This window comes from Paenarthrobacter aromaticivorans (assembly GCF_019038615.1).
Classification (GTDB): domain Bacteria; phylum Actinomycetota; class Actinomycetes; order Actinomycetales; family Micrococcaceae; genus Arthrobacter; species Arthrobacter aromaticivorans.
The window spans coordinates 120,651-145,102 of record NZ_JAHOPC010000013.1; the positions used below are offsets into that span (position 1 = coordinate 120,651).

The window sequence follows — 24,452 nt, forward strand, 5'->3', positions numbered from 1 at the left end:
TGATTACCGTCTCCCCATGGACTATTGGGTAACACCAGTCCTAGGATGAAGTCGACCATCGGTTTGCGGCTACCTGGGGGGTGTCGAGATGAAGGCCATTCGCGCAATTCCGCGCGCTACTCAGATTCTCCGCTCCGTCATGATCGCTGGCGCCGGTACCGCAATTTGGATGGCATTGTCCGCGACGGCCGCCAGCGCCGATTCCGGGATCACCGATAACCACTCGCTGTTGGATGGAGTGACGTCTTCGGTGTCGTCAGCCGTTCCATCAACCGACAGCGTAAGCAAGCAAGGCAACAAGACTCTCAGTGCTGCAACGGGTGCGGTCAAGAAGGCGGCCGCGTCCGTTGCTACTTCCGTTGGGCCTAAGCCCTCCGCGCCAGTCGTCACTGTCCCGGTACCGAACGTACCCCTGCCGGCTCCCGCCAAAGCCGTTGTCCCGGCGCACCCTATAACCGTGCATGTTCCGTCTGTGACCCCGGTGGTTGAGCACGTTGCGGACTCCACGGACAAGGTCATAAACACAGCCCCCGTGGTTCATCGGGTAGTTCCCCGCGACACAGTCGGCAACGTCGTGGATGCGGTAGTTGAACCTGCCACGGGTGCCGTTGACGACACCGTCGAGGCAGTTGTTCCTCCGGTAAATAATGTCCTGGAACCGGTTGGCCTGGGTCCCGTGACGGACGTGACCAACCCGGTTGTAGTCCCCATCGTTGGGGTCATCGACACTATCCTCGCGCCTGTCGGCAACGCCTTGCCTCCGATTGTTGGACCCGGGAGCCTGCTTCCGCCGCTATTGGGGGGCGACGGAGCTATGCTCCCCACGACGCCGGGCTCGGGAGCTGTGCCGCCACCCGCCGTCGGGAGCTCAACAGGGACTTCAACGGCCGAAGGGTTGGCCACGGAATCTACTGGCGTGCCCCTCGGTACAACCCCGCCCAGCCTCAATGCCGACGTTTCACTGGCCTTTGTCCTGGCGCGAGGCTTTGCTTCTGCTTCACCCGGTGCCATAACCGGCGCCTCTGTCATCGTCGAACCTGACGCTCCATCCGAGCTGCCTGCCGACCCGGACGCGGCACCCTTTGGTGTCACGGGCGCGGGCTCGGGTACCTCACAAAATGGGCCACCAAGCCCTGCCGCAGGCTTCCTGCACGGTGCGCTAATCGTCCCTGCAGACACACTTTCTGGTCCAGCAGCGGCCAGCAATGAAGATCATCCAAAGCCGGTTTCTTTCGATCCCGGCTCATCTCCTGACTAGTTCCCCAACCCAGCCGCGCCTCTACATGCGGCCGATGGTTAGCCGGACGATCCGTCATCGGACGTCTATGGGAACACGACCTTCAGGAGAAGATCACAATGAACTCGACAATTCGCAGGTGCCTGATCGGCACATGCTTTGCCGGAGGCTTAATTGCCCTCGGCGGGACCGCGGCCAACGCGGCAGATTCGACCAGTGGAAAGGACGGAACCCTTTCCGGTACACAGGTGGTGGCACCGGTGACAGCGCCAGTCAACATCGGCGCGACGTCATTGGCCCTCGTGGGAGATTCTTCCTCAACCACAAAGGCGCCAGCAGCCGCTCCGGCTGCACGGACGGCGCCCGCTGCCAGCACCGACGGTTCCAACGGCGTTGGCTCCGGGACACAGGTAGTCGCGCCAGTAACAGCGCCCATAAACCTGGGCTCGTCATCAGTGGGTCTGCTGGGGGGCTCCACTGCGACGGGCCCAGCCTCGTCCGCCGGTTCAACTGCAACAAGCAGTTCGACGCCGGCGGCTGGCACCAACGGTACTGGCGGCACAGCCTCCGGTACCCAAGTAATTGCACCGGTGACGGTCCCCGTAACAGTGGGATCGACGTCGACGGGTGTCCTGGGGGACTCATCGGCAACGACAACACCAGCAGCAGCAACAGGTTCTGCACCGGCCCAAGCGCCGGCGCAGGCAACAACGTCGGGGGGAGATAGCATCGCATCCGGCGCTCAGGTAGTGGCTCCGATATTGGTCCCTGTTAACATCGGAGCCACTGCCGCGGGTGTGGCTGGAGATTCATCGGCCACGTCCGGCGCACCCTCGAATACAGGCAGCGCACCTGCTGCCGCTACGCCCGGCGCTACGACCAACGGATCGGATGGCGTTGCTTCCGGGACTCAGGTGGTTGCTCCGGTTACCGCTCCGGTGAGTGTTGGTTCGACGTCGGCTGGTGTGTTGGGTGACTCGTCGGCCAGCACTGCCGGTACGTCCGGTGGGACGGCCCCGGCGGGAACGTCGGGTGCCAGGACCGGTGGATCGGATGGCGTAGCCTCCGGAACCCAGGTGGTTGCTCCGGTTACTGCTCCGGTGACTGTTGGTTCGACGTCGGCTGGTGTGCTGGGTGACTCTTCGGCCAGCAACACCGGCACCTCAACGGGTACTTCCGGGACGGGTACGACGTCAGGGGCCAGCACGAACGGCTCGAATGGCGTTGCCTCCGGGACTCAGGTGGTTGCTCCGGTTACCGCTCCGGTGACTGTTGGTTCGACATCGGCTGGTGTGCTGGGCGATTCTTCGGCCAACACTGCCGGTACTTCCGGTGGGACTGCTCAAGCGGGAACGTCGGGTGCTACGACCGGTGGTTCGGACGGCATCCTTTCTGGGACTCAGGTGGTTGCTCCGATCACGGCTCCCATCACTGTCGACTCCACGTCGCTTGGCATCGGTGGCGCTTCAGTTGGCGCCATCACGCCGCCGGTTGTGAATCCTCCCCTGGTCACCCCTCCGGCAGGGAATCCTCCTGTGGTGAATCCTCCGGCGGTCACGCCTCCCGTAGAGAATCCGCCGGTGGTCAACCCTCCAGTCGTCAATCCGCCGGAAGTTAACCAGCCTGCTGGTAGTGGCGGAATTGGGTTGGGCGGTGCCAACACGGGCACCAACAACCCTGGTATCGAGATCGGCGGGGCCGGATTCGGCAATGCCGCCGGAATCGGAGGCGCTCAGCTGGGTGGCAGCGTGGTAACCGCAGGCGGCACGCAAGGTGCGCTGACAGCAGGCGCTGCGACCGGCGTCGGGAGTTCCAACACTCTGGCCACTACGGGATTGGACGGCAGCTTCACCCTCTGGGCAGTTGGCCTTCTCCTCACCGGCTTGGCACTCTCGGCAGGCGGTCATCGGAAGGCAACTGCTAACCGCATCTAATCGCCTGGACGAGGCCTAGTCTCGCGAGCAGTTGTTGCGGTTCCGGACTTCCGGAACTGCGACAACTGCGAGGCGGCTGGGCTGGAGTCCTAGGATGAAGGGGATGACAACCACCCAGGAAGATCAAAACTTCAGCCTCCGCAGCATTGCGTTACCGGCCTTCGGGCCTGCGCTGTTGTTCTGTATCGGCGAGGGGGCGGTTCTTCCGGTGATCGCGCTCTCGGCGCGTGATCTTGGAGCATCCGTGGCAGTCTCGGCGTTGATCGTGACTCTAATCGGGTTGGGGTCCTGGCTATTTAATATTCCGGCATCGCTCATCACCATGAGGTTCGGCGAACGCTGGGCGATTGTTGGGGCAGGTGCCGTAGGAGCCCTCGCGCTCGGCGCGGCAGCTTTCGCTCCACAAATGGAGCACGGAATCTGGTTGCTGGCCGCGGCTATGACGTTGGTGGGTATGTCTGCGAGCGTTTTCAACCTGGCCCGGCAGAAGTACCTCACCGAGGCCGTCCCAGTGATGTTCCGCGCCCGTGCGCTGTCGACTTTGGGCGGAGTCACGAGGATCGGAATCTTTATAGGTCCGTTCATAGGTGCGGGGGTGATGCAGTTCGCCGGAATCAGCGGGGCGTACTGGGTTGGCTTTGTCGGGATGATGGCGGCCGCTGCTTTGTCGCTCACCATTCCGGACTTGGTGGCTCCCGCTACGTCCGACGGCGGGCCAGTCGTTCCGGCGTCAACACTGCGAAATGTAGCTGCTTCGCATGCCGGTGTGTTCCTGTCCGTGGGCTTCGGAATTCTGCTGCTCAGCGCGCTGCGTGCCTCTCGCCAAGTGGTCATCCCGCTGTGGGCCGACCACTTGGGCATGGATGCGACGCAAGCATCGCTGATTTACGGCCTCTCCGGCGCCATCGACATGCTGGTGTTCTATCCGGCTGGGAAGCTCATGGACCGCAAGGGACGGCAATGGGTGGCAGTTCCTTCCACAGTGATCATGGGGACGGCCTTGATCCTCATTCCGTTCACTGGCGGGTTCGTTCCACTGTTGCTGGCTGCCCTTTTGATTGGCTTTGGCAACGGCATTAGCTCCGGGCTCATCATGACACTGGGCGCCGACTTCTCCCCGGATAACGGAAGGAGCCACTTCCTTGGCATCTGGCGGTTCATTGCTGACTCGGGTGCCACGGGTGGGCCTGTGCTGTTGTCCGCCCTGACTGCTGCCATTTCGCTCGCCGCTGGCGTCTGGGCCACGGGCGTCCTGGGATTTGCAGCGGCAGCCGTGTTCGCCGTCGCAATCCCCAGGTTGAAGCATAGGCGGAACTACTAGGCTCCAATTCTGGGTAGGGGTACCGGGCGACGTTGCTTCCGGACCCTGTTTGAGGCTGGCCAGGCCACGAATCAACCCATTCAGGCTGTTTCCCGGCCGACGAAAGCTGAAAGTAGGTCAGGAAGCCGCGCGCTCCTGAGCCACGCGCTCAAGGGCAACCGGAGTCTTCCACTTCCTGTCCGGACGACGCCCCGTCACCAGTGCCACGGCAACCACCAGCAGCACCAATCCCCATGTTGCGTTGGCGGTATCCAATGCTGTCCGCATCACGACGAACGGCGGAATGATTGCCAGCGCTGTAGCAACTGCGATGCGCCAGATTGCCGGCCTCGCAGCACCGGGCGCCAGCGCAGTGCTCGCGAGTTCCAAGCGGACCAAGGGCGTGGACACCAGCAGAACGAGCACCCAGGCTGCCACGTAGAACAGCGGCCGGCTCAGCCACCACTCCGCGCTCGCAGGCTCGGGGAAGGGAAGCCGAAGCACCAAGGCGATCCCGAACATGGCGATGATCAGCGGCAGGTGCCAAAGATAGATAGTCATCGCCCGGCTACCCACCACGAACATCACTTTCTGAATCCATGCCAACTGCACAGCACGCTGAAGCAGGGGATACGCGGCCTTCACAAGCAAGACGTGCGCCAGACCTACAAGGATCAGCGGGAACATCGGCGGGTTCTGGCTGGTCAGCATGTCCACGGGATAGGGGCCGACGTGCGTGAGCGGCACCAGGGCGACATAGCAGCCGACTGCTGCCGCCACGAGCTTCCAGCGGGCAAACCGGTTAAAGAAACCATCGGCGTAGAAGAACCCGAACTGCTGCAGCAAGCCCCAGACGAACACCATGTTCACCAGGCCAATGGGGTTCGAGTCGAAACCCCACGGGTTATGTTCCAGCCCCAGTCGCAGGACATCGACGACGGCGGCGCCCGCGGCCAGCGCTGCGACGGTCCTGTAAGGAGCTGCCTCGTGAAATTTCGCCATCGTGGGAACCATTGCCTGACAGATCAGGTAGGCGGCAAGGAACCACAACTGCACTCCGGCGCCCGCAGCGATAACTGTCAGCAGGCCACTAGGGACACCTGCCGCCGTCGCGGTCCACAATGTAATCGCGAGGAACGCATACAACGCAACTGTGGGGCGGACCAGTCGCAGGACGCGGTTACGCAGGTAGTCGCCGGCATCCCCGCCCTTACGCCGAAGGCTGCGCCACGAGGTGAGCGAAGCGAATCCACCCACGACGAAGAACAGTGGCATGACCTGACCGAACCATGTGCCTTGGGCGAACCAGCTCAGTGATGTCAAAGGATTTCCGACGCCGATCCCGGAGCCATCAACGCTGATCCCCATCATGAGCAAATGGACGGCGACCACGGCAAACATGCAGGAGACTCGGATCAGATCGACCACGAGGTCGCGGGAGGCCGGAACTCCCGCGAGGGAACGGGGAGTGCCGCGGCGCTGACCGGACCTAAAAGTGGAAGACATGGGGCTCCTGGGAAACTTGGGCTTTACTCCATCGATTAGATTAATCGTAGATCAAGCGTCCCGTGAAGGCCATGGGTACTTCTACCAGGTGGTTATCGCTGGCTCGAGGTCGGTCCGGTCTACACCGGACAGGTCAGGTATTTTCCATTGCCGGAGAGCTTCAAGCGACGTAGCTCGCCCGTGGCCGTGGTCCCAGTGTTTTGCAACGCCGTCACTTGAACGTCAACTTCTGGGTTGTGGCCGTCGAGAACGCCGGTGAGGAAGATGGGGCTGCTGGGCGTCAAGTCCAAAGTTGCAGACGGGGGCACCACTGGGATGGAAACGTAGACGCTGCTGGTACTCATCTTGCCGCCTACCGTCATCGCTGTCGGGGAGCTTAAACCCGCGATGCTGATCCGGACAGTGCTTGTAGTTATCTGCGTGCAGGTCAGCGTCAATCCAACAGGCGTGGGTGTTGGGGTCGGGGTAGGCGTGGGGGTTGGCGTTGAAACCGCGGCTCGAACGGTCATGGTTGCGGTGGAGCTCTGCTCCCACAATCCGAAAGCGGACGTTCCGCCGATGCCCACTAATACGGTCAGGCAGAAAAGGCCAACGGCCCAGGCTTTGGCCGAGGGGCCAGTTCCCTGCTTCACGCAGACTGCCTTTCCTTTCGCGAGCTCCGTACTTCCCGGAGCATGGTGAACCCACCGTAGCCGATCAAACCCACGGCGCCCACAGCCAACCACAGTGAGCGGTCGCTGTTGCCCAGGGCGTTCGCGACGAACCCCACGAACGGTACGGCGTACAGCAACTTACCGCGAACCTGGATTTCACGAACGGGCTGGGGATCCGCGACGTCGTTGTTGTCGCCCTTGGTGGTGAGCGTCTTCTCGCCCGTCTGGAGGAATCCGAAACCAACAATCCTGTGCGTGATGACACCCGGCTTGCCAGATTCGATCTGGTACGTAATCACGTCGCCGAGCTTCAGCTCGTCAAAGTCCGCCGCCTGCGAAACCAGGAACGTGCCCGGTGCGTACTTCGGTGCCATGGAGTTGGTCAGCACTGAATACGTTTGCGAACCGGTCACCTTGGGCAGCATGATCAGCACCGTGACGGCCAGGAGTGCGAGCGAAAGAAGTACGACGCCGAGTCCCCGGCCGACGCGGGTAAGTAGCCGACGGCTGGAAGTACGTTCTGAGGAAAGCCGCTCGGGTTCCTGCGGTTCCGCGTTTTCTGGTTCGACTGCGACGGACACGTCGGCGCCAGTTTCACCAAATACAGGAGTGCTGGACGATGCGGTGCCAGGCGTTGTTTCCAGCAGTAGCTCATCAAGGCTATTGCGATCTTTCAGGCTACTGGGCGCAACCATTGGGAACCCCACATTTCTGACGAGCGTGTAGCGGAAGAGTGATTGAGACGGAACTGCCCTCAACGCTGGAAGGCGCGGCAGCGTCCAAGGTCACCTTGAAGCAGATTGTGGCGGTGGCACCTTTGGCGATTGCCGGCGTCGTAAATCCTGCCCCGCTCAAAGGCTGATAGCCGCTGGCCGATGAGCATGCGGTGCTCGACGCCGCACTGGCGGCACTCACAGTTAGATAGTCGCCCAAGGTACCGCCGGACACGTTGCTGACTGTAGGTGCCGTAGCGGTGACGGTGATGTCGAAGACCCCTCCGGCGTCGCTGGCGTTTCCGATTCCCATGGACGTATAGACGGAGCTGCCGCGGACCAGGTCCGCCAGAGGTGCCTGTGCCGTGGTCAGTGCCAACGTTGTCGCTTGGTCATTGACGGTCATGGGCATCGAGGACCCTGAAGGGTTTCCTGTCAGGTTGACCGTAAACGTAGATGCTTTGACCGTGCCCGGCTGGGCAACGGCGTTAGCAGACCAGAGCGCGTAGGTACCCTGAACGGCCATGAGCCCCAGGAGCACGGCCGCGACCATAAGGCCCGCCGTCTTGATGCTCCTGGGGATTCTCATTGACACTCCTGGTGAAGTTTGTTGCGGGCTAGGACTACTGGAGGCCGGACTGCTGCACCTGTGTCAGCGTGAAGGATACGTTGCCCAGATTCCTGCTGGCGTTCACGTCCGTGCGGGTTGAGGTGCTGGACTTGAATTCGAAGGTGATGCTGGCCGTGACGTGCTGTGAAGAAGTGAGCGGGTTGGCGATGACGTCCCCATCAGCGTCAGTCAGCTTGGGCGAGGTGACCGTGACGTTGGCGGGATCGAATCCTGCGCCCGCATCGGTGTTGGTGGCGACGAGGTTGGCGGCCATCTTGTCGCCCGTGAGGGTGATGTCCAGATCCTGTGTGTAGGTCAGGAGATCGCCGGGAACCACCAAGTACGTGGCGATGTTGACAGGGTTGCCTGCGCGGTCGGTCCAAACGCCCGTTGCTGCCTGGACATTCAAGTCGCCAGCCACAATGGTGCCTGCCGCTGCGGAATCCGAAGCATTCCACCAAGCCAGTGTTCCTCCGCCACCCAGGAGCAGCGCTCCACCAAGTGCAACTGCCGCTGCGCCTTTAAGCATTGTTGTGTTTTTCACGGTGAGACCTTCTTTCGTGTTGTTGTGGCTTCTGCCTTGCGATTACTTTCGCGGTCTCAGATCAAGGCTCCATGCGGCGCTGGCTCAAGGTTGGATCAAGCTTTTCGGGGCTTGAAACCGAAGATGTTGCAGTTTGGAAATAATCCGTAAAGGTGTTTGTAATCTTGTAAAAATATGCTTGAGGCATTAAGGGAATCTGCCAGTGAGGGAATGTACTCAAACATTGAAGGGGCGGCGCTGATTACCATGCACATCAAGGAATTCTGGAATCAACTTTCACCGGAAACGCAGCAATGGCTTATCGAGAATCCGGGAAGCATGATCATCCCGCGCACCCAGACGGCCATCCTCAACCATGAGACGGGTGAGGATAGCCCTGTCGACGGGCACGGAGGCACCTTGCTGACGGAAGAGGACCGGGAGTTCATCCGCGCACAGGCCCGGCGCATCGAGCCGAAGTAAGGTGCCGCCGTCGAGCCCTAAATCTCCGGTCCTTAGCGCTTCCTGGCCGCCAGGCCGAACAGCCATGTCCCGCCCAGAGCGGAAAGGTAGCCGGCGACGACAATGAAAGCAGTGCCGGCCCAGAAGTAGTCCACAGTGCTGTCGGCGCTGAGTCCCGGCATGACTTGGAGCAGTGAGTAGCCGGCCACGACAGCTGCCAGGAGCAAGGCAATGGTGGTCAACCATACCCAGAAGCGCGACGCTGCCCAGTGCTCGCCGTAGCCTTTCCAAACATTCCAGTCACTGCCGCCGCGGAGGATCAGCCATCCGGCAGGAAGCATGACGGCGCCCACTACGAGGAAGGCGGCTACGACATCGGAGGGCCGATGCCATTGGTTGATGAGTGTCGAAACCCCGGTGGCCACGGCGAAAGTGCTGCCAAGGAATGCCGCCAGGGGCCGCCAGCGGGGCGAGACCATCAGGAAGACCGCCGTAGCAGCGGACGCTGCCAATGTTGTGTGGCCGGAGGGGAGTGAGTTGAGTTCAAGTGTTTGAACGCCGCGATCGGGCCTGTCCGGGATGAAGAACTTGAGTACCTGAGTAGCCAGGTTGGCAGCGATACATGCGGCCACGGCAATTCCGGCCGCAGTCCACCGGCGGCGCGCAACGGTCACGAAGAGCACCACGATGATAGCGATCGCCAGGGACAGAATGGGCAGCATATCCAGGAACTTTGTAGACGCCCTGCCCGCAGAGCCGCTCAGTTCAGTGGCCTCAACCAATGCCGACTCGTCGATGAACTGACCCATGGTGGTCCGCACGAAGAAGTAGTACGTGACAACCAACCCCAGGATGCTGGCAAGGGTACCCAAGCCGAAAAGCAGTCCTGTACCGATGCCGGGCTTGCGACCTTGTGCTGACCGGTCAGGGGACATCGCGATGGGGCGGGACTGCTGGGAACTCATTGAATCAAGACTGCCACAGTTCGCTGGAAGGCTCATGTGAAAGATGCCTCCGGCGCGGCGTAGCTACCAATAAGGCGCCTTATGGTCAAGGGCAAATCAGCCTATTCTTAATTTATGGAACCTACTACAGGCCTGATGCTGGCGTTGCTGGCTGTGATTGTCTGGTTGGGGATAACCATTGTGCCGCTGGCGCTCTTGGCTCCGTCGCATTCTCGGCGGGAAGATGGGTCCTCCGCGAATCGGAGGGGCCGCCGTGACGGTCACGCACGGGCTTTTTCGGGCGCTCGGCCGGTCTTCTCACACTCATCCGCGAGAACGCGATCGATGCGGCACCCTCGCATCCAGCACTGAAACGCCGCCCGTCCGCGGGTCGGGGGAATTGAAGTGGCTCCGCTTTTGTCGGTTACGAAGCCACCGCTCGATGCTGCCCATGGCGCGCGTCGCGGTGGCCCAGTAGGCCACGCCCACCAACAATGATGCCGCGACGGCCAGCCCTTTGTGGGTCTGTTCAAAGAGCGGGTACACCAGCCAGTGCGTGACGTAGATATACAGTGACGAGCTGGCCAGAAGAGCCGTGATGCGGTGCAGGCCGCGGGGCACGGGCAAGGTAGGAATCCACAGAAGGATGAGGAAACCTACCAGGATGGTGGCGCTGCGGTATTCGTTGCTGAAGGACCCGGGAATCGTCAGTAGGGCGAACGCGGTCATAGCGGCGCGTTGCCACCACTGCCGCGATACAGCCGCAGCCCATCCGAAAGCAAACAGCCACAGGACAGGCCCTTGGCCAGGGTAGGGCAGCTCGATGATGTCGAAGCGCTGCAGGAGGTCGACGCCGGCCAACGCGAGTGGAAACGCCCACGGCCGTCTGCGTGCCGCGCGGTCCACCGCGGGTATGGCCAGCAGCAGAGCCAACCCGATCAGGATGTGCACCAGCACTTCAACGAACCAGAAGCGGGACATATCCGTCCACCCTTGGGGACCAACGATTGAGTTCAACAAGAACACGTTGTGCCAGCCGTAGTCGTCAGTGACGGCGAACGCGACGCCGATCACCAGGACGCTGGGTACGACGATCCGCGTGACGGCACGCATTTGCCTCCGGAGCCGTTCGCGCCGGGATCCCGTCAGTTGGAAGCGGGCAAAGTTGTAGCCGGCAACCGCCATCAGCACGTGGGCGGTGCCTTCCCAGGAGAGGAACTTGATGTGGGTTGCCACGATAAAAATGATGGCCACCGCGCGCAGCACGATGCCCGTCTCCATGCGTGCTGACAACTTCCCGCGCCAATTCCGGAGAAATTTCCTGCCAGTGGCGCGCGCATCTTCATGTGCTGGATGGGCTGCGGCTTCGGGGGCGGGGATAAGCTCGCAAATGGGCATCAGGTGCCACCCTTGCGGGATGCGGCCAAGTGCACGCTCAAGCCGTACCGACGCCGCCACATAGGAGAGTGAATCTCCGCCAAGGGAAACGAAGCTGTCGGTCTCGGTGATGTCTGGCTGTTCCAGGACCTCTGCGAAAATCTCAAGCACAGTCTCTGTCCCCGGAGTGGATTCTGACCCGGGGTGGCGCTCCGTCTCCGAAGACAGGCGCTCCGTCTCCGCACACAGGGGCTCCGGCTGCGCAGACAACGCGAGGATGGCCGGATAGTCAGGCTTCCCGTTGCCCAGCCGTGGAATGGCTGGTACCGAATGCAGTTGGACGGCCGCGCGGGGGACACCCAGATCCTGCGCAAGGCTCTTGGCGACCAAGGCAAGATCGTGGTGTCCTTCCACGGCCACAACCACGACGTCGTCTGAACCAGCGGCAGCTGCGATCAGGCCAAGATCTGCAAGGAGCCGCTCAACACGTCCCAGGTCAACGCGGAGCCCAACGATCTTCACGAAGCGGCTGCGCCTGCCCACAATCTCATAGAGTTCATCAGGGCCGAGCCGGGCGAGGTCGCCGGTGTGGAGTTCGGTAATTTCCCGGCCCAGGGCCAGATCTTCGGGTTTCTCGGCGTACCCCAGCATGACGTTTGGCCCGGTGTAGACGAGCTCCCAGTCATCCAGCCCCGGCACTGGTTCGAGCCGGAATTCTCCGCCGGGGATCGCGACGCCAATGGCATGCGGATGCTCCGCTGCCAGGTCCGGTGGCAAGTAAGCCATGCGGGCGGTGGCTTCGGTTTGCCCGTACATGACGAAAAGGTCCCAGCCCCGTTCGCGGCCCAACTCTGCATAGGATCGGACGCGCTCGGGAGCAAGACGACCTCCAGCTTGGGTGATGTAGCGCAGGCTGGGAACGTCCATGTGCTCGAATCCCACACGGTCCAGAAGCTCGAAGGTGTAGGGGACGGCAGCGAACGAAGTGACGCCCTCAGTGCGGACCAAGTCCCAAAAACATGGGTCCACAACGGAGAGGTCCGTCAACGCCAAGGATGCACCCACCAACAAGTGGCTGTTCACCACGCTCATCCCATAGCAGTAGGAGAGGGGAAGTGTTGTGACGGCAGTATCGCTGGGACGCAGGTGCAGGTATTGCGCGATTGCCGCTGCGTTCGCCTGGATGGAAGCCGCGGAAAGTCGGACGAGTTTCGGCGAGCCAGTAGACCCTGAAGTGCTCACCAAAAGTGCCAGATCCGGGTGCAGTTGGTGTGCCGTCTCGTGGCGGCGCACGTCCAGGACAGGCTCACCATTGGAGGACCGCGCAATGATGTCTGGATCGTAAGCGGCAATGAGAGTTTCGGCTGCTTTCCCACCGCCGGCGGGCAGGATCAGCAGCGGATTGCCCGATGCCAGGGCTGCGAGATACACCGTCAGGGACGGCAAGGTGTTGTCGGCTTCAAGGGCAATCAGTCGGTGCCCAGGGCCGAGTTGGCGTGCCATATCCTCTACGCGCGCGGCCAGGTCGCGGTAGCTGATGGAGCCGTGGCCGGCTCTGATGGCGGTGCGGTCGCCGAAGGACGCCAGGTTGGTGGCGAACGAGATTCGGGCCACGTCCGGATGGGTAGTCACGAAAGACTATGTAACAAGGTAAACCTAACCTAACTCAACTGGATAATGCTTTGGCGAAGAATCATGACGCGGCTATTGCTCCCGATAGGACCGGAGAGTGCTGGTGAGCTCGCTGCAACTTTCCTGTGACGCTTGACACGTGTTAGGTGGCGGGTCTACAGTTCCTAACACGTGTTAGGAAGGGAAATTCAGAATGCCGGGAACCAATGGGGCTTTGCGACAATTCACACGCAGGACCGCCCTCACAGCCCTCGGTGCTGGGATAGTCGGAGCAACAGCGGCGTCGTGGCCGCGATTGACCGCGATGGATATTCCAGGCCGGGGAGACGACAGCCTCAGCATCGCCATCATGGGCACCGCCGCCGACGCCGCGGCCCGCCAGAAGGTCATTGACGCCTTCGCCAAGGTCCACCCAGAGATCAAGGTCAAGGTCCAAGCCATCCAGGCCGTGGACTGGAAGGACTTCTTCACCAAGATCCTCACGATGGTGGCAGCAGGCACGCCGCCGGACGTTGTGTACGTGGCCACAGAGGGTGCCCAGCTCTTCGCCGAGAAACTGGCGCATCCGCTGGACGAGTATCTGCGCCGCGACGCCGACCACATGAAGGAGTACTTCGAGGACGTTCACCCCAGCTTGGTGGAAGCCTTCATGTACAAAGGCAGCCTCTTCCAGCTCCCCATCGACTGGAATGCCGCAAACATGTACTACAACACCGCGTCATTCCGTCAGGCCGGCTTGGATCGCCCCGCCGACGACTGGACGCACATGGACTTCCGCAGCACCCTCGCTGCGATGAAGAAGGTCAAGCCCCAGGACTTCACGCCGTACTACTGGACCAACCGTCTCTTCGGTGGAGTAGTGCCGTGGCTCTACGCAAACGATACGAGCTTCCTCAAGGAAACCAAGTCCACCGGAGGCGAATGGCTCTGGGATGGTTTCTACGCCAACGACCCCTCACGCAGCCTCCGCTCCGGCGGTTACCAGTGGCTCGAACCCAACGCTGACGATCCCCGGGTTTTCGAATCCTTCGACTACCTCCGTGGCCTGGTCAAGGACGGACTGGGTGTCCGGCCTGAGGAAGGCGGCGGCAGCGCACTGATCGGTCTGTTCGCCTCCAACAGGATAGGTACGACGCCGGCGGGCGGCTACTGGGTACAAGGCCTCCACGAAGCGGGGATGACTGAGGACGGATTCGACGTCCAGTTCTTCCCGAAATGGCGGACCCAGCGGCACCAGTTTGGCACGGCCGGCTACGCGATCATGAAGACCGCCAAGGACAAGGACGCAGCCTGGGAATGGGTGAAGTTCAGCTCCAGCAAGGAAGCCATGCAGATCGTGTTCCCCACGCCGAACACCACCCCTGCACGCCGTTCCATGGTCAACGAGGAACTCTACGCAGGCACCGGTCCACGGAACTGGAAGGTCTTCTACGAGACCCTGGACAAGTTCCCCACCACAGGTCCCATTCCGGCACCTCCCCAGCAAGCCGCCGTCGAAACGGCCCTCATGAAAAACGTATCCCTGGCCGTCAGCGGGGACGAGCGCCAACTCAAGCAGGCCCTCGAATCAATGCAGCGCGATCTTGAACTGGCCCTGAGGAGGCAGCCATGAGCACCGCAACCAGTACCCCCACCGGGACAGGAAAGCAGCCGGGCGGACGTCAGGTCACGCACAAGCACAGCCAACCCTCCAAACGTGGCCGCGTCCAGCAACGCTGGCTGCCATGGGCTTTCCTTGCCCCGACCATCGTGGGCATGGGCATCTTCACCTTGCTGCCGATCGTCGCGTCCGTGGCGCTCGCCTTCTTCCGCTGGGACATCATCTCCGCGCCGACGTTCGTGGGCTTCGACAACTTCGCCGAGGTAGTCCAGGACCCGACCGTCCGTGTCTCGTTCCTTAACACCATCGTGTTCGTCATCGTGGCCGTAGCCCTCCAGCTGGGACTCGCCCTAGGCCTGGCGATCATGGTGCAGGAAAAGCTTCCTGCCTGGCTGAGGGTGTTCTTCCGCTCCGCCTTCTTCTTCCCACTGATCCTGTCCGCAGCTTCGGTGTCCATCTTCATGCGCTATCTCTTCAACGAGCAGTTTGGCGTGGTGAACTGGTTGCTCTCGCTCGTCGGCATCCCAGCGGTACCGTGGCTGACGACGCCAGGTGGTTCGGCCGCCGTCGTCATTCTTGTGTACGTGTGGCAGAACTTCGGGTTCTCATTCCTGCTGTTCATCGGTGGGCTGGCCTCGATCCCGGTGGAGACGTACGAAGCCGCATCGATCGATGGCGCCACCGGCTGGCGCAAGCATTTCTACGTGACGTTGCCGCTGCTGAGCCCCACCACCTTGGTGGCATCCGTGATGGCCATCATCAACGCGCTGCAAGTATTCGATCAGCCCTACGTGCTCACGCGTGGCGGGCCCGGCGACTCAACGCGTACCGCCGTCATGGTGATCTTCGAGTCTGCGTTCCAACGGCTCGAATTCGGCCAGGCCTCGGCGATCGGCGTGATCCTGACGCTCATCATCATGGCCATCACAGCCGCACAGTTCCGGCTCAGCAAACGATTCGTCTTCTACCAGTAAGGCCCGCCATGACCCTCATTTCAGAACGTGTTGAAACCACGGCGCCTGTGGTTACGCGCAAGAAGCGCGACTGGTCAGTTGCCGGACGCATCGCCGCCTTGCTGATCGCGGCCGTCTTTGTCCTGGGCCCCGTTCTCTGGACGCTATCCACCTCGCTGCGGCCGCCGTCGGAATCCTTCAAACTGCCGCCGGCATTCCTGCCCCTGAACCCGGACCTCGCGTCCTACCAGCAGGTGTTCAAGCAACTCAACATCGTGCTGCTGGTACTGAACAGTGCCCTGGTGACCGGACTGATCGCCGTCGGGCAGATGGTCACAGCAGCGCTTGCCGGCTACGCATTCGCGCACCTTCGTTTTAGGGGACGGGGCGCCCTGTTCTCCATCGTCCTGGCCACCATGATGGTGCCCGCACAGGTGACGATCGTGCCGGTCTTCATGTTGATCCGCGGCGTCGGACTCTCGGACACGCTGCTCGCCTTGATCATTCCGGCCATCCCGACGGCGTTCGGCACCTTCCTGATGCGCCAGTATTTCCTGGGGTTGCCGGGTGAGCTCGCTGAAGCGGCTGCGATCGACGGCGCCTCGCCATGGCGGACCTTCCGCTCCGTGTACGCACCGCTGGCTGTGCCCGGCCTGGCGATCGTGGGCATCCTGGCGTTCAACTTCCACTGGAACGAGTTCTTCAGGCCACTCATCATGACCATCTCCGAGCAGAATTTCACCCTGCCCCTGGGCCTCGTATCGCTGCAGGGCAACCTCGGCACCGGAAGCATCTCTGTGGTGCTGGCAGGCGTCGTCCTCTCCATGATTCCCGCGCTGGTGGTGTTCATGTTCGGCCAGCGCGCACTGCAGGACGGACTCACCGCTGGGACGGGCAAGTAGCTTCTCTCATTGAAAGGGTTCCAGTGACGGACCTTGCACTTTTTGATTCCCTGTTGTCTGCTTCGACGCACCCGGATCCGGCCTTCCCGCGATTTCACCCCCGTCCGGCCCAAGGTTGGATCAACGATCCCAACGGCATCAGCCACATCAACGGCCGGTACCACGTCTTCTTCCAGTACAACCCGGAATCTGCCCGCCACTCCCAGATCCAGTGGGGCCATGTGAGCTCTGCGGATTTGGTCCATTGGGAGGAACACCCTGTCGCGCTTTCACCCCAAGCAGGCGGTCCCGATTCCGCGGGCTGCTGGACCGGCGTGGTGACCTCTGATGGTGGGGTGCCGACCGCGGCCTACTCGGGCGTTCGCGATCATGGAGGGCACTCGCAGGTAGTCATTGCACGCGGTTCCGCGGACCTGGTCACGTGGGAGCAGGACGGCCATGTTGCAGCCTCCATGCCCTCCGATCCTCTTGTCACGGCCGTGCGCGATCCCTTCCTCTTTTGGTTTGACGGTGCGCGCTACGCCATCCAGGGAGCGGGTCTAGCTGATGGGCGCGCCGCGTTGCTGCTGTACACAGTGGAGGACATGAACGACTGGAAGTACCAAGGAATTTGGCTGACCTCTGCCGATCCGGTGGCTGCTGTTCACACCCCGGCCGAGATTTGGGAGTGCCCGCAGCTGGTAGAGGTGCCTGACTCCTCTGGCGGTTCTGCCTGGGTGATGATGTTCTCGCTCTGGTTATCCGGCGACGACCACGAGCACGCCAACGGGGTTGGGCACCTGATCGGTTCCCTTTCCCCGGACCCCACGAGCGGGTTGCCTGTGTTTGTGCCGTCCTCCGGTGGGAAGTCCGATCTTGGGCGTGACTTCTATGCACCGCAGATTGTCCAACTCTCTTACGGTTCCTCCTCTGGTTCTTCGCCTGTTGCATTGCTGTGGGGATGGGCCAACGAAGGTCCCGGACGCGACGGTCGCCGTGGCCGCACCCAGGAGGAAATCGACGACGCCGGATGGGCCGGCGTGCTGACACATCCTCGCGTTCTGTCCTTGGTTGACGGGGCACTGGCTGTTTCCCCGGCGCCCGAGGTGTTGGCATACAGGGGTGCTGCTGTGGCTGTGGGTGCTGCGTTGGCTGCGGATGCTGTCGTGGTTGCGGGTGCTGCCGGTTCGGTGGTGGTGCCCGCGTTTGCCGAGGTGCTCGTGAGGGGTGGTGCTGCGTCTTCCGGTGGTGTGTCCTCTAGGGGCGTGTCTTCCGGCGATGTGGAGCTGGCGCTTGTTTCGAGTGCAGATGGCGATTCCGATGACAACAGGCAAGTGGTCTATTCGGGGTCGTTGGCTTCAGGGGAGGAGCTCCGGATCTTCATCGATGCTTCCCTCGTGGAGGTGTACCGCACGGGTTCGGTCGCGACGACGCTTCGCGCGTACCCTGCGGCCGGCGAGGAATGGCAGCTCACCCTGCACGACGGCGCAACTGCCGACGTGTGGGAGTTGGCGCTCCCCGAGTAGGCGGCAGGCCGACGTCGTGCGTTGTGGGGCCTGGTCTGCGCGCTATGTGTGGGTTTTGGGGCGCAGAGTGGGCCTTGAATTCGTCGGGGTGGGTGCGTTTCGGGCTAGGACGTCGTAAGCCCGCTATCCCGTTGTTGCCCAACAACGGGATAGCGGGGCAGCAACGGGGTTGCCCAGCGGTTCAGCGTGTTCAGCGTGTTGGCGCAGGGCCGGTTGATTCCCGGATAACCAGTCGGCAGGGGACCATCGTTTCCACGTTAGTTTCGGCAGTGTCCGCGCCGGAAACGCCCTCGATCGTGTCAAGGAGAGTCGTCATGGCCGCGCGTCCAATCTCACGCAGCGGCAAGGCCATGGTGGTCAGGGCGGGGACCATGGTGTCGGCGATGCGTGCTTCGTCGTCGTAACCCATCACCGAGAGATCCGCCGGAATGCTGAGGCCCAATCGGGCGGCGGCCAAGGCAACACCGATTGCCAGGCGGTCATTCGCGCACATGATGGCCGTGGGCCGCTCAGCCGGGGACACGCCGTCGAGCAGTTTCATGGCGCCGTGGAAACCGGCGTCGATGTCCCAACCCGCCATGGTGATCCGGTCCGCGCGAACCGAGAGGCCAGCAGCCGCATACGCATCCCGGTAGCCCTCAACGCGCAGGGGAGCGGCCGGGGAACCCTCAGCGCCAGCGAGCAAGGCGATGTCCCGATGCCCCAACTGCAGCAGGTGCTCGGTAGCGTCCCTGCCGCCGGTGATTTCGTCCGGGATGACGTGATGAAGTTGAGGTTTGGGGCTGCTGTCGTAGCAATTGGCCAGGACTGACGGGACCCGCAGCATGCCGTGGGGAACGTCGAGCGGCTTCAAACCCACAGTCACGTACATGAGCCCGTCCACTTGCCGGTCCAGGAGGGTTTCGATTGCGCTCGCATCCCGGGCGGCGTCGCGCTCGGTGTCCATGACCACGGTGACGAAACCACGGCTGCGGGCGACGTCGTCCGCGCCGCCGATGATGTTGCCGTCGAAGGGGCTGACCACAACTTCGTCAGACACGATGCCGATCACCCGGGAGCGCTGATTCCGCAGGCTGAGCGCGATCGCGTTGGGGGAGTATTTGAGTTCCTGTGCGGCCAAACGGATCCGGTCCTGGCTCTCCTTGGCCACGTTGCCGTCGCCGCGGCCATTGAGCACCAGCGAGACCGCACTCCTGGACACCCCCGCCCTTTTGGCGACGTCCAGTGCAGTGGCCTTGCGGTTCATCGGGAGGTCCTTCCATCCTTCATTTGTCAGCAGTCTACCTAACGCGTGTGAGGACGTGGGCTGCAACGCCGGACTCCGAAGTGCTCACCGCCCTATGGACCGTGCCGCAGAGCTTACGCGTTGACCGAGTACCCGACTTGCGAGTAGAGGGACGACATCAGGGTTGCCGTCCAAATGCCCACCACGATGAATGACAATACGATCGTGCCAATCATTGCCCAGATGGGGGCCATGCCTCGGCCAGGCGCCACTTTACGGACGATGACCGTTCGGCCAATGATGTACACGGTTGGGCTCAGGAAGCACCACGCCCAGTGGAACGGACGAATTACCCCTGAACGGGCTAGGCGCTGGTAATCGAAGTACGCGCAGAGCACGCATAAAGCCCAGGTGAGGAAGCCCGAGATCTGAAGCATGAAGTAGCCGGGCGTATAGATAGACGTAGGGTCAAACGTCGTTGCGCCCTGCCGGGTGGTGAAGTAGTGGAAATTTGGCTGCCAGGTCAGCAACAGCCCCAAAGAGAGCAAAGGCAGGATCAACATGGCCCAAATGAACGGGTTATAAACCGGGGTTGCGTTGCTGATCAGGACACGCTGGAGCGGCATGAACTGCGCGGTGGCAGGCGCAAGATGAGGTGTCCACTGGAACCCGTCCCACCAGCGCATCTGCCGCGGTTCGGACGGATCCGGGTACCAGCCCGCCGGCGTCGATGATCCGTTTGCTGCTTGCGTCATATTGCCCCCGTGTTGAGTCGTGAATCAGAGGATATCGCGGTTGCTTCCTCCCAGTCGTCAGCGGGTCCTCCCGTAATTCTTTGCCACGGTGTAAGGATGGAGGATGAGCTTCTTCGATGACCTCCCCGAACCTCCGGAAAGGCCACGTCAGGCCCAGCCATTGCGGCCAGGCTGGGCCGGACCGCCGTCGGACGAGTTACCCGGCGTGGTCCACATCGGTGAGTTCATCCACTCTGGTCCCCAGTTGGTGATGGCGCTGAAATCCGTGGAAGTTTTCTCTACGGGCTGCGTCCTGAATCTTGTGTGGAGCATGCGACGCAGCAACGAATCGGAACGCGAGTGGCGGGACGCCGCTGACCAAGCGCTCAATTATCCCCGCACCGGCCTGGAAATCGACTCGGGGCTCAGGATAGGTGCCGCGCTTGCGGATGGGCGCCGGGCCATTGCGGCCCATAACGGTCCGACATTTGAAGAAGGTCAGGACGATGTGACCGGACCCGTGCTGTCTGTCCTCGGCGGCGGGGGAAGCAGCGCGAGTGGAGAACAGGTGGAGTCCACCGGACGTTACTGGCTCTGGCCACTGCCGCTCGAAGGAGACACACGGCTCATCGCGAAATGGGATGCGATCGGACTGCCCGAAAGCTCCGTGGTGTTATCCGCCGAACAGTTGGGACAGGCGCTCGGGAAGGTCCGCAGGTACTGGTCCGACTAACGTCGTCCGGTTATGGGATCAGGGCTCAAGCCGCTTACGCAGCAGGCAGAACTCATTGCCCTCAGGGTCCGCCAGGACGTGCCATTGCTCGTTCCCGGTCTGCCCGACGTCAGCAGGGCGGGCGCCGAGGGCGAGCAAACGTTCCAGCTCGGCGTCCTGGTCTCTGTCGACCGGATTGACGTCGATGTGCAAGGGGAGCCTTCCAATTCGCGGGTCGCTGCTGGGACTCAGGATGATGGTGGGCTGTAGGCCGCCGAACCCCACGTCCGGAGGGCCGATCTCGATCGCGCCATCTTCCCGGTCGAGTTCGACGTAACCGAGGACGTCGCTCCAGAACCGCGCGAGCACTTCGGGATCGGCACAGTGGAGGACCAGTTCGCTGATACGGCAAGCCATGGAACCCAGTGTACGGATTCTTGGAATGTCTGAGTTGTCCACATAGCGTGATTGGCCAGCCTTTGGCGCCAAGAGCCGCCGGTACAGTGGCAATATGCCTGCTCGCCTTACTGATTTACCGTCGCCTCTGCCGTCGCTCGAAGAACTCCTCGACAACGCCCACGTCGTCTCACTGCCCATGCGCGTGAAGTTCCGCGGCATCATGGAGCGGGAAACACTCCTCCTGAAAGGGCCGCTGGGTTGGGGCGAATTCTGCCCCTTTCCGGAATACGACGACGCCGAATCCTCGCGCTGGCTGTCTGCCGCCTTGGAAGCGGGCTGGGTTGGGTTCCCTCCAGCGCTACGGGACAGAATTCCCGTGAACGCCACCGTTCCCGCGGTGCCTGCGGAACGGGTGCCGGAAGTACTTGCCCGGTTCGGCCGCGTGGATGCCGTCAAGATAAAGGTTGCTGAGCGTGGCCAATCTCTTGCCGAGGACCTTGCACGGGTCACCGCCGTGCGCGACGCCCTTCCCGACGCTGCTATCCGCGTCGATGCGAACGGGGGCTGGGACGTTGTCCAAGCCGTAGAGGCGCTGGGCCAATTGTCGGTTGTCGGACTTGAATATGCAGAGCAACCGGTCCCGGACATTGAGGGCTTGGCTGAGGTGCGCCGTCGCCTTGCCTCCGCGGGAGCGCCCGTCCTAATAGCCGCCGATGAAAGCGTTCGGAAAGAATCCGACCCCCTTCGCGTCGCGAGGGCTGGAGCTGCGGACTTGATCGTCGTCAAGGTAGCGCCGCTTGGGGGTGTGGCACGTGCCCTGGACATCGTCGCCCAAGCCGGCCTTCCCGCCGTCGTCAGTTCCGCCCTCGATACCTCCATTGGTATCCGCGCCGGTCTGGCGCTCGCAGCCGCGCTACCTTCGCTGCCGTACGCCTGTGGGCTTGGCACCGTTTCGCTCTTCGCCTCGGACATCACCCTGGATCCCCTGGTAGCCGACGACGGCGCCATTCGCCTTCGCGAAGCCGTCGCCGATCCCGGGCTGCTGGAGCAGTATGCCGCTTCCGCGGAACGTCGCGACTGGTGGCTGGAGAGGCTGCGACGCGTACATTCGGCGCTCGCTTCCTCGCAAGAAGACCTGTTCACCGAAACTTAACCAGAGAGTCCTCTCGGATTCGGATTGCGCTGAAAGGCTCAGCGGGAACCTCGTACATTCTCTGGAAGGTCCCCTCATGTCTGATACCACCGGACGCACGTTCCCGCTGCTGCCCATGTTCGGCCACACCAAAGGCAAACGCAGCGCCGTCACGTGCGCGCTCAAATGCGACAACGCCTGTGCCGGCGATGTTTGCAACACGAGCTCCAACGGCTACTTCCGCGACATCGCCTCAACGGCAATGAGCCGCCGCGCCGCCCTCGGGCTTGGCGCCGCCGGTGCGCTCGCCGTCGTCCTCGGTGGTGCCATAACCGGCTCTGACACTGCAGTCGCCGATGCTGGCAACGGATTGTCGGACGCAGCCAAGAAGGGCTTCGCGAAGTCCAAGCTCCAGTTCACGGCGATCAAGCCTGTTGACGCCGCTGTTGACGCTTTCACGGTTCCAGAGGGCTACGACTGGAAGCCCATCATCCGCTGGGGCGATCCCCTCTTCGCTGATTCGCCAGCCTTCGACCTTAATGCGCAGACGGCTGCTGCCCAAGCACGCCAATTTGGCTACAACAACGACTACACGGACATCATCCCGGTTCCCGGGTCCAAGGACCGCCGTGCAGTGCTGTTCACCAACCACGAATACACGAACGAGAACATCATGCTGCCGGCAGGTTTTGACGCCGCCGAAGCCCGCGCAATCGGCCGTGCCGGTCATGGCCTGACGGTGGTGGAGTTGGAGCGCAAGAACAAGAACAAGCCGTGGAACTATGTTCAGGGCGCACCCCTGAACCGCCGCTTCCTCACCGACACCGTCTACGAGCTGACTGGTCCCGCTGCCGGTACCAACCTGGTCAAGACCATCGACGACCCCGCCGGGCGTTGGATCAAGGGAACCCTGGGCAACTGCTCCGGCGGTACCACCCCGTGGGGAACCATCCTCTCCGGCGAAGAGAACTTCAACGGCTACTTCGCCGCCCCGGGCACCAGCGATAGCGACAAGCGCTACGGCCTTTCCGCGAAAGCGACCACGCGCCAGTGGGAACTCGACGAGCCCCGCTTCGATACCCGCAACGCCGGTTACGCCAACGAGACCAACCGCTTCGGCTGGATCGTGGAAGTTGACCCCTTCGACCCCACTTCCACTCCGAAGAAACACTCCGCCATGGGCCGCTTCAAGCATGAGGGTGCCAACGTGATCATCGCCCCGTCCGGCCAGGTAGTGGCGTACATGGGCGACGACGAGCGCTTCGATTACCTCTACAAGTTCGTCTCCAAGGGCAAATACCAGCCCGGCGACTCGGCAGAGGCCCGTAAGAACAACATGAGCCTCCTTTCCGAAGGAGACCTCTACGTTGCCCGCTTCACCGGGGACTCCCCAGCTGCTGAGATTGACGGCACGGGCAAGGTTCCGGCAGATGGTGCCTTTGACGGCACCGGTGAGTGGTTGCCGCTGGTGGTGGGTGGCGTCTCGGCAGTTCCCGGCATGTCTGTTGCTGAAGTCCTGGTCTACACACGTCTCGCCGCTGACAAAGTTGGGCCCACCAAGATGGACCGCTGCGAAGACGTCCAGCCCAACCAGCTCACGGGCAAGGTTTACGTGGCCTGCACCAACAACTCGGACCGCGGCAAGGTGGGCAAGGAAGGCGCCACTGAGGTCAACCCTCGGACGCAGAACTGTGACGGCCACATCGTGGAAATCACCGAAGGGCCGGATCAGACGGGCACCAAGTTCAACTGGACGCTGCTGCTGGTAGCCGGTGACCCGGCCAAGAACACGTCCACCTACTTCTCAGGGTTCCCCGCGGAGAAGGTTTCTCCCATCTCCTGCCCCGACAACGTGGCCTTCGACTCCGTGGGCAACCTCTGGATCTCCACCGATGGCGCACCGTCCTCTATCGGCTACGCAGATGGGCTGTTCAAGGTCACCCTCGAAGGGCGCGAACGCGGAAAGGTGGAGCAGTTCCTCGCTGTTCCGCGCGACGCTGAGACTTGTGGTCCGATCATCCACGACGACGAGCGGACCGTTTTCGTAGCGGTCCAGCACCCGGGCGAGGAAGGTACGTTCGCGGACCAGCACTCGTTCTTCCCGGACTACGTAGACGCCGGAGCCACGCCTGCCGCCGGTGCGGCGCGGGCTCCCCGGCCGTCGATCGTCCAGGTATTCCGTAAGTAGCACTTGCCCAGAAATGCTCCTCTGCCTGGGATCTCCAAGCAGGGGAGCGTTTCTGTCTTCCCCGATGCTCTCTCACTTCCAATCCAGTCGCAGGCTGTCAAGCTGTGTGGAGTCAGTGGGTTGGTTGTTTGTTTGGTTCGGGGAGGTTGATTCCTACGTAGGTTTGCGGTGCTGGTGTTGTGGGGCGTTGTCGGAATCGGTGTGGGTATTG

General features: G+C 62.2%; 22 protein-coding genes. 11 read left to right on the top strand and 11 right to left on the bottom strand.

Going from position 1 to position 24,452, the window contains the following annotated elements:
* Positions 1–88: 88 nt before the first annotated feature.
* The gene (locus KSW38_RS18715; RefSeq protein ID WP_216926445.1) at positions 89–1,258 is read left to right on the top strand and encodes a hypothetical protein; all 1,170 of its coding nucleotides are present in this window, start codon (positions 89–91) and stop codon (positions 1,256–1,258) included.
* 82 nt (positions 1,259–1,340) lie between these two features.
* On the opposite strand, the gene KSW38_RS23540 is transcribed toward KSW38_RS18715, so the two are convergent.
* Positions 1,341–1,967 (bottom strand): hypothetical protein, encoded by a 627-nt coding sequence (locus KSW38_RS23540; RefSeq protein WP_254186685.1) that lies wholly within the window; start codon positions 1,965–1,967, stop codon positions 1,341–1,343.
* A gap of 19 nt (positions 1,968–1,986) precedes the next feature.
* On the opposite strand from KSW38_RS23540, the gene KSW38_RS18720 reads away from it, so the two are divergent.
* Both KSW38_RS18720 and KSW38_RS18725 read left to right on the top strand, forming a co-directional pair.
* Positions 1,987–3,171: a DUF320 domain-containing protein gene (locus KSW38_RS18720; protein ID WP_254186686.1), complete on the top strand. Its 1,185-nt coding sequence runs from the start codon at positions 1,987–1,989 to the stop codon at positions 3,169–3,171.
* Between the two features lie 103 nt (positions 3,172–3,274).
* The gene (locus tag KSW38_RS18725) at positions 3,275–4,492 is read left to right on the top strand and encodes an MFS transporter (RefSeq protein ID WP_216926447.1); all 1,218 of its coding nucleotides are present in this window, start codon (positions 3,275–3,277) and stop codon (positions 4,490–4,492) included.
* 117 nt (positions 4,493–4,609) lie between these two features.
* Here KSW38_RS18725 and KSW38_RS18730 read toward each other — a convergent pair whose 3' ends face one another.
* The 5 genes from KSW38_RS18730 to KSW38_RS18750 all read right to left on the bottom strand — a co-directional run bounded on the left by KSW38_RS18730 (position 4,610) and on the right by KSW38_RS18750 (position 8,497).
* Positions 4,610–5,977: an acyltransferase family protein gene (locus tag KSW38_RS18730; protein ID WP_216926448.1), complete on the bottom strand. Its 1,368-nt coding sequence runs from the start codon at positions 5,975–5,977 to the stop codon at positions 4,610–4,612.
* A gap of 119 nt (positions 5,978–6,096) precedes the next feature.
* Positions 6,097–6,609, bottom strand: a complete 513-nt coding sequence (locus KSW38_RS18735; protein WP_216926449.1) for a hypothetical protein — start codon at positions 6,607–6,609, stop codon at positions 6,097–6,099.
* Entirely contained in the window at positions 6,606–7,325 is a 720-nt protein-coding gene (locus KSW38_RS18740; RefSeq protein WP_216926450.1) for a signal peptidase I, read from the bottom strand. Before KSW38_RS18740 ends, KSW38_RS18735 begins: the two co-directional genes overlap by 4 nt.
* Positions 7,309–7,932: a SipW-dependent-type signal peptide-containing protein gene (locus tag KSW38_RS18745; protein WP_216926451.1), complete on the bottom strand. Its 624-nt coding sequence runs from the start codon at positions 7,930–7,932 to the stop codon at positions 7,309–7,311. The genes KSW38_RS18740 and KSW38_RS18745 overlap by 17 nt, the downstream gene beginning before the upstream one ends.
* 34 nt (positions 7,933–7,966) lie before the next feature.
* Entirely contained in the window at positions 7,967–8,497 is a 531-nt protein-coding gene (locus tag KSW38_RS18750) for an alternate-type signal peptide domain-containing protein (RefSeq protein ID WP_216926452.1), read from the bottom strand.
* Between the two features lie 210 nt (positions 8,498–8,707).
* On the opposite strand from KSW38_RS18750, the gene KSW38_RS18755 reads away from it, so the two are divergent.
* Positions 8,708–8,959, top strand: coding sequence for a hypothetical protein (locus KSW38_RS18755; RefSeq protein WP_254186687.1), 252 nt, complete (start codon positions 8,708–8,710; stop codon positions 8,957–8,959).
* Between the two features lie 32 nt (positions 8,960–8,991).
* Here KSW38_RS18755 and KSW38_RS18760 read toward each other — a convergent pair whose 3' ends face one another.
* Both KSW38_RS18760 and KSW38_RS18765 read right to left on the bottom strand, forming a co-directional pair.
* The gene (locus tag KSW38_RS18760) at positions 8,992–9,903 is read right to left on the bottom strand and encodes a phosphatase PAP2 family protein (protein ID WP_216926453.1); all 912 of its coding nucleotides are present in this window, start codon (positions 9,901–9,903) and stop codon (positions 8,992–8,994) included.
* Between the two features lie 303 nt (positions 9,904–10,206).
* Positions 10,207–12,891, bottom strand: a complete 2,685-nt coding sequence (locus KSW38_RS18765) for an AMP-binding protein (RefSeq protein ID WP_216926454.1) — start codon at positions 12,889–12,891, stop codon at positions 10,207–10,209.
* A gap of 193 nt (positions 12,892–13,084) precedes the next feature.
* Between KSW38_RS18765 and KSW38_RS18770 the strand changes: the two genes are divergently transcribed.
* From KSW38_RS18770 to KSW38_RS18785, 4 genes are read left to right on the top strand one after another with little or no spacing between them, the layout of a single operon-like run.
* The gene (locus tag KSW38_RS18770) at positions 13,085–14,503 is read left to right on the top strand and encodes an ABC transporter substrate-binding protein (RefSeq protein ID WP_216926455.1); all 1,419 of its coding nucleotides are present in this window, start codon (positions 13,085–13,087) and stop codon (positions 14,501–14,503) included.
* Entirely contained in the window at positions 14,500–15,465 is a 966-nt protein-coding gene (locus KSW38_RS18775) for a carbohydrate ABC transporter permease (protein ID WP_216926456.1), read from the top strand. Before KSW38_RS18770 ends, KSW38_RS18775 begins: the two co-directional genes overlap by 4 nt.
* Before the next feature lie 8 nt (positions 15,466–15,473).
* Positions 15,474–16,346 (top strand): carbohydrate ABC transporter permease, encoded by an 873-nt coding sequence (locus KSW38_RS18780; protein ID WP_216926457.1) that lies wholly within the window; start codon positions 15,474–15,476, stop codon positions 16,344–16,346.
* Positions 16,347–16,369: 23 nt separating this feature from the next.
* On the top strand, positions 16,370–17,851 hold the full coding sequence (locus KSW38_RS18785) for a glycoside hydrolase family 32 protein (RefSeq protein ID WP_216926458.1): 1,482 nt from the start codon (positions 16,370–16,372) through the stop codon (positions 17,849–17,851).
* Between the two features lie 190 nt (positions 17,852–18,041).
* Here KSW38_RS18785 and KSW38_RS18790 read toward each other — a convergent pair whose 3' ends face one another.
* Positions 18,042–19,097 (bottom strand): LacI family DNA-binding transcriptional regulator, encoded by a 1,056-nt coding sequence (locus tag KSW38_RS18790; RefSeq protein WP_216926459.1) that lies wholly within the window; start codon positions 19,095–19,097, stop codon positions 18,042–18,044.
* A gap of 113 nt (positions 19,098–19,210) precedes the next feature.
* The gene (locus tag KSW38_RS18795) at positions 19,211–19,831 is read right to left on the bottom strand and encodes a DUF2510 domain-containing protein (protein WP_216926460.1); all 621 of its coding nucleotides are present in this window, start codon (positions 19,829–19,831) and stop codon (positions 19,211–19,213) included.
* 103 nt (positions 19,832–19,934) lie between these two features.
* Here KSW38_RS18795 and KSW38_RS18800 point away from each other — a divergent pair, with 103 nt between their 5' ends.
* Positions 19,935–20,543 (top strand): hypothetical protein, encoded by a 609-nt coding sequence (locus KSW38_RS18800; RefSeq protein ID WP_216926461.1) that lies wholly within the window; start codon positions 19,935–19,937, stop codon positions 20,541–20,543.
* Positions 20,544–20,561: 18 nt separating this feature from the next.
* Here the strand turns inward: KSW38_RS18800 and KSW38_RS18805 are convergent, their stop codons facing one another.
* The gene (locus tag KSW38_RS18805; protein WP_216926462.1) at positions 20,562–20,939 is read right to left on the bottom strand and encodes a VOC family protein; all 378 of its coding nucleotides are present in this window, start codon (positions 20,937–20,939) and stop codon (positions 20,562–20,564) included.
* 94 nt (positions 20,940–21,033) lie between these two features.
* Here KSW38_RS18805 and KSW38_RS18810 point away from each other — a divergent pair, with 94 nt between their 5' ends.
* The gene (locus KSW38_RS18810; RefSeq protein ID WP_216926463.1) at positions 21,034–22,074 is read left to right on the top strand and encodes an o-succinylbenzoate synthase; all 1,041 of its coding nucleotides are present in this window, start codon (positions 21,034–21,036) and stop codon (positions 22,072–22,074) included.
* A gap of 76 nt (positions 22,075–22,150) precedes the next feature.
* The gene (locus KSW38_RS18815; protein WP_216926464.1) at positions 22,151–24,241 is read left to right on the top strand and encodes a PhoX family protein; all 2,091 of its coding nucleotides are present in this window, start codon (positions 22,151–22,153) and stop codon (positions 24,239–24,241) included.
* Positions 24,242–24,452: the final 211 nt, after the last annotated feature.

Coding starts and splice junctions, on each gene's coding strand:
- KSW38_RS18715 (WP_216926445.1), top strand. CDS start 89: ATGAAGGCCATTCGCGCAATTCCGCGCGCTACTCAGATTCTCCGCTCC.
- KSW38_RS23540 (WP_254186685.1), bottom strand. CDS start 1,967: ATGCTATCTCCCCCCGACGTTGTTGCCTGCGCCGGCGCTTGGGCCGGT.
- KSW38_RS18725 (WP_216926447.1), top strand. CDS start 3,275: ATGACAACCACCCAGGAAGATCAAAACTTCAGCCTCCGCAGCATTGCG.
- KSW38_RS18730 (WP_216926448.1), bottom strand. CDS start 5,977: ATGTCTTCCACTTTTAGGTCCGGTCAGCGCCGCGGCACTCCCCGTTCC.
- KSW38_RS18740 (WP_216926450.1), bottom strand. CDS start 7,325: ATGGTTGCGCCCAGTAGCCTGAAAGATCGCAATAGCCTTGATGAGCTA.
- KSW38_RS18745 (WP_216926451.1), bottom strand. CDS start 7,932: ATGAGAATCCCCAGGAGCATCAAGACGGCGGGCCTTATGGTCGCGGCC.
- KSW38_RS18755 (WP_254186687.1), top strand. CDS start 8,708: ATGTACTCAAACATTGAAGGGGCGGCGCTGATTACCATGCACATCAAG.
- KSW38_RS18760 (WP_216926453.1), bottom strand. CDS start 9,903: ATGAGTTCCCAGCAGTCCCGCCCCATCGCGATGTCCCCTGACCGGTCA.
- KSW38_RS18770 (WP_216926455.1), top strand. CDS start 13,085: ATGCCGGGAACCAATGGGGCTTTGCGACAATTCACACGCAGGACCGCC.
- KSW38_RS18775 (WP_216926456.1), top strand. CDS start 14,500: ATGAGCACCGCAACCAGTACCCCCACCGGGACAGGAAAGCAGCCGGGC.
- KSW38_RS18780 (WP_216926457.1), top strand. CDS start 15,474: ATGACCCTCATTTCAGAACGTGTTGAAACCACGGCGCCTGTGGTTACG.
- KSW38_RS18790 (WP_216926459.1), bottom strand. CDS start 19,097: ATGAACCGCAAGGCCACTGCACTGGACGTCGCCAAAAGGGCGGGGGTG.
- KSW38_RS18795 (WP_216926460.1), bottom strand. CDS start 19,831: ATGACGCAAGCAGCAAACGGATCATCGACGCCGGCGGGCTGGTACCCG.
- KSW38_RS18800 (WP_216926461.1), top strand. CDS start 19,935: ATGAGCTTCTTCGATGACCTCCCCGAACCTCCGGAAAGGCCACGTCAG.
- KSW38_RS18805 (WP_216926462.1), bottom strand. CDS start 20,939: ATGGCTTGCCGTATCAGCGAACTGGTCCTCCACTGTGCCGATCCCGAA.
- KSW38_RS18810 (WP_216926463.1), top strand. CDS start 21,034: ATGCCTGCTCGCCTTACTGATTTACCGTCGCCTCTGCCGTCGCTCGAA.
- KSW38_RS18815 (WP_216926464.1), top strand. CDS start 22,151: ATGTCTGATACCACCGGACGCACGTTCCCGCTGCTGCCCATGTTCGGC.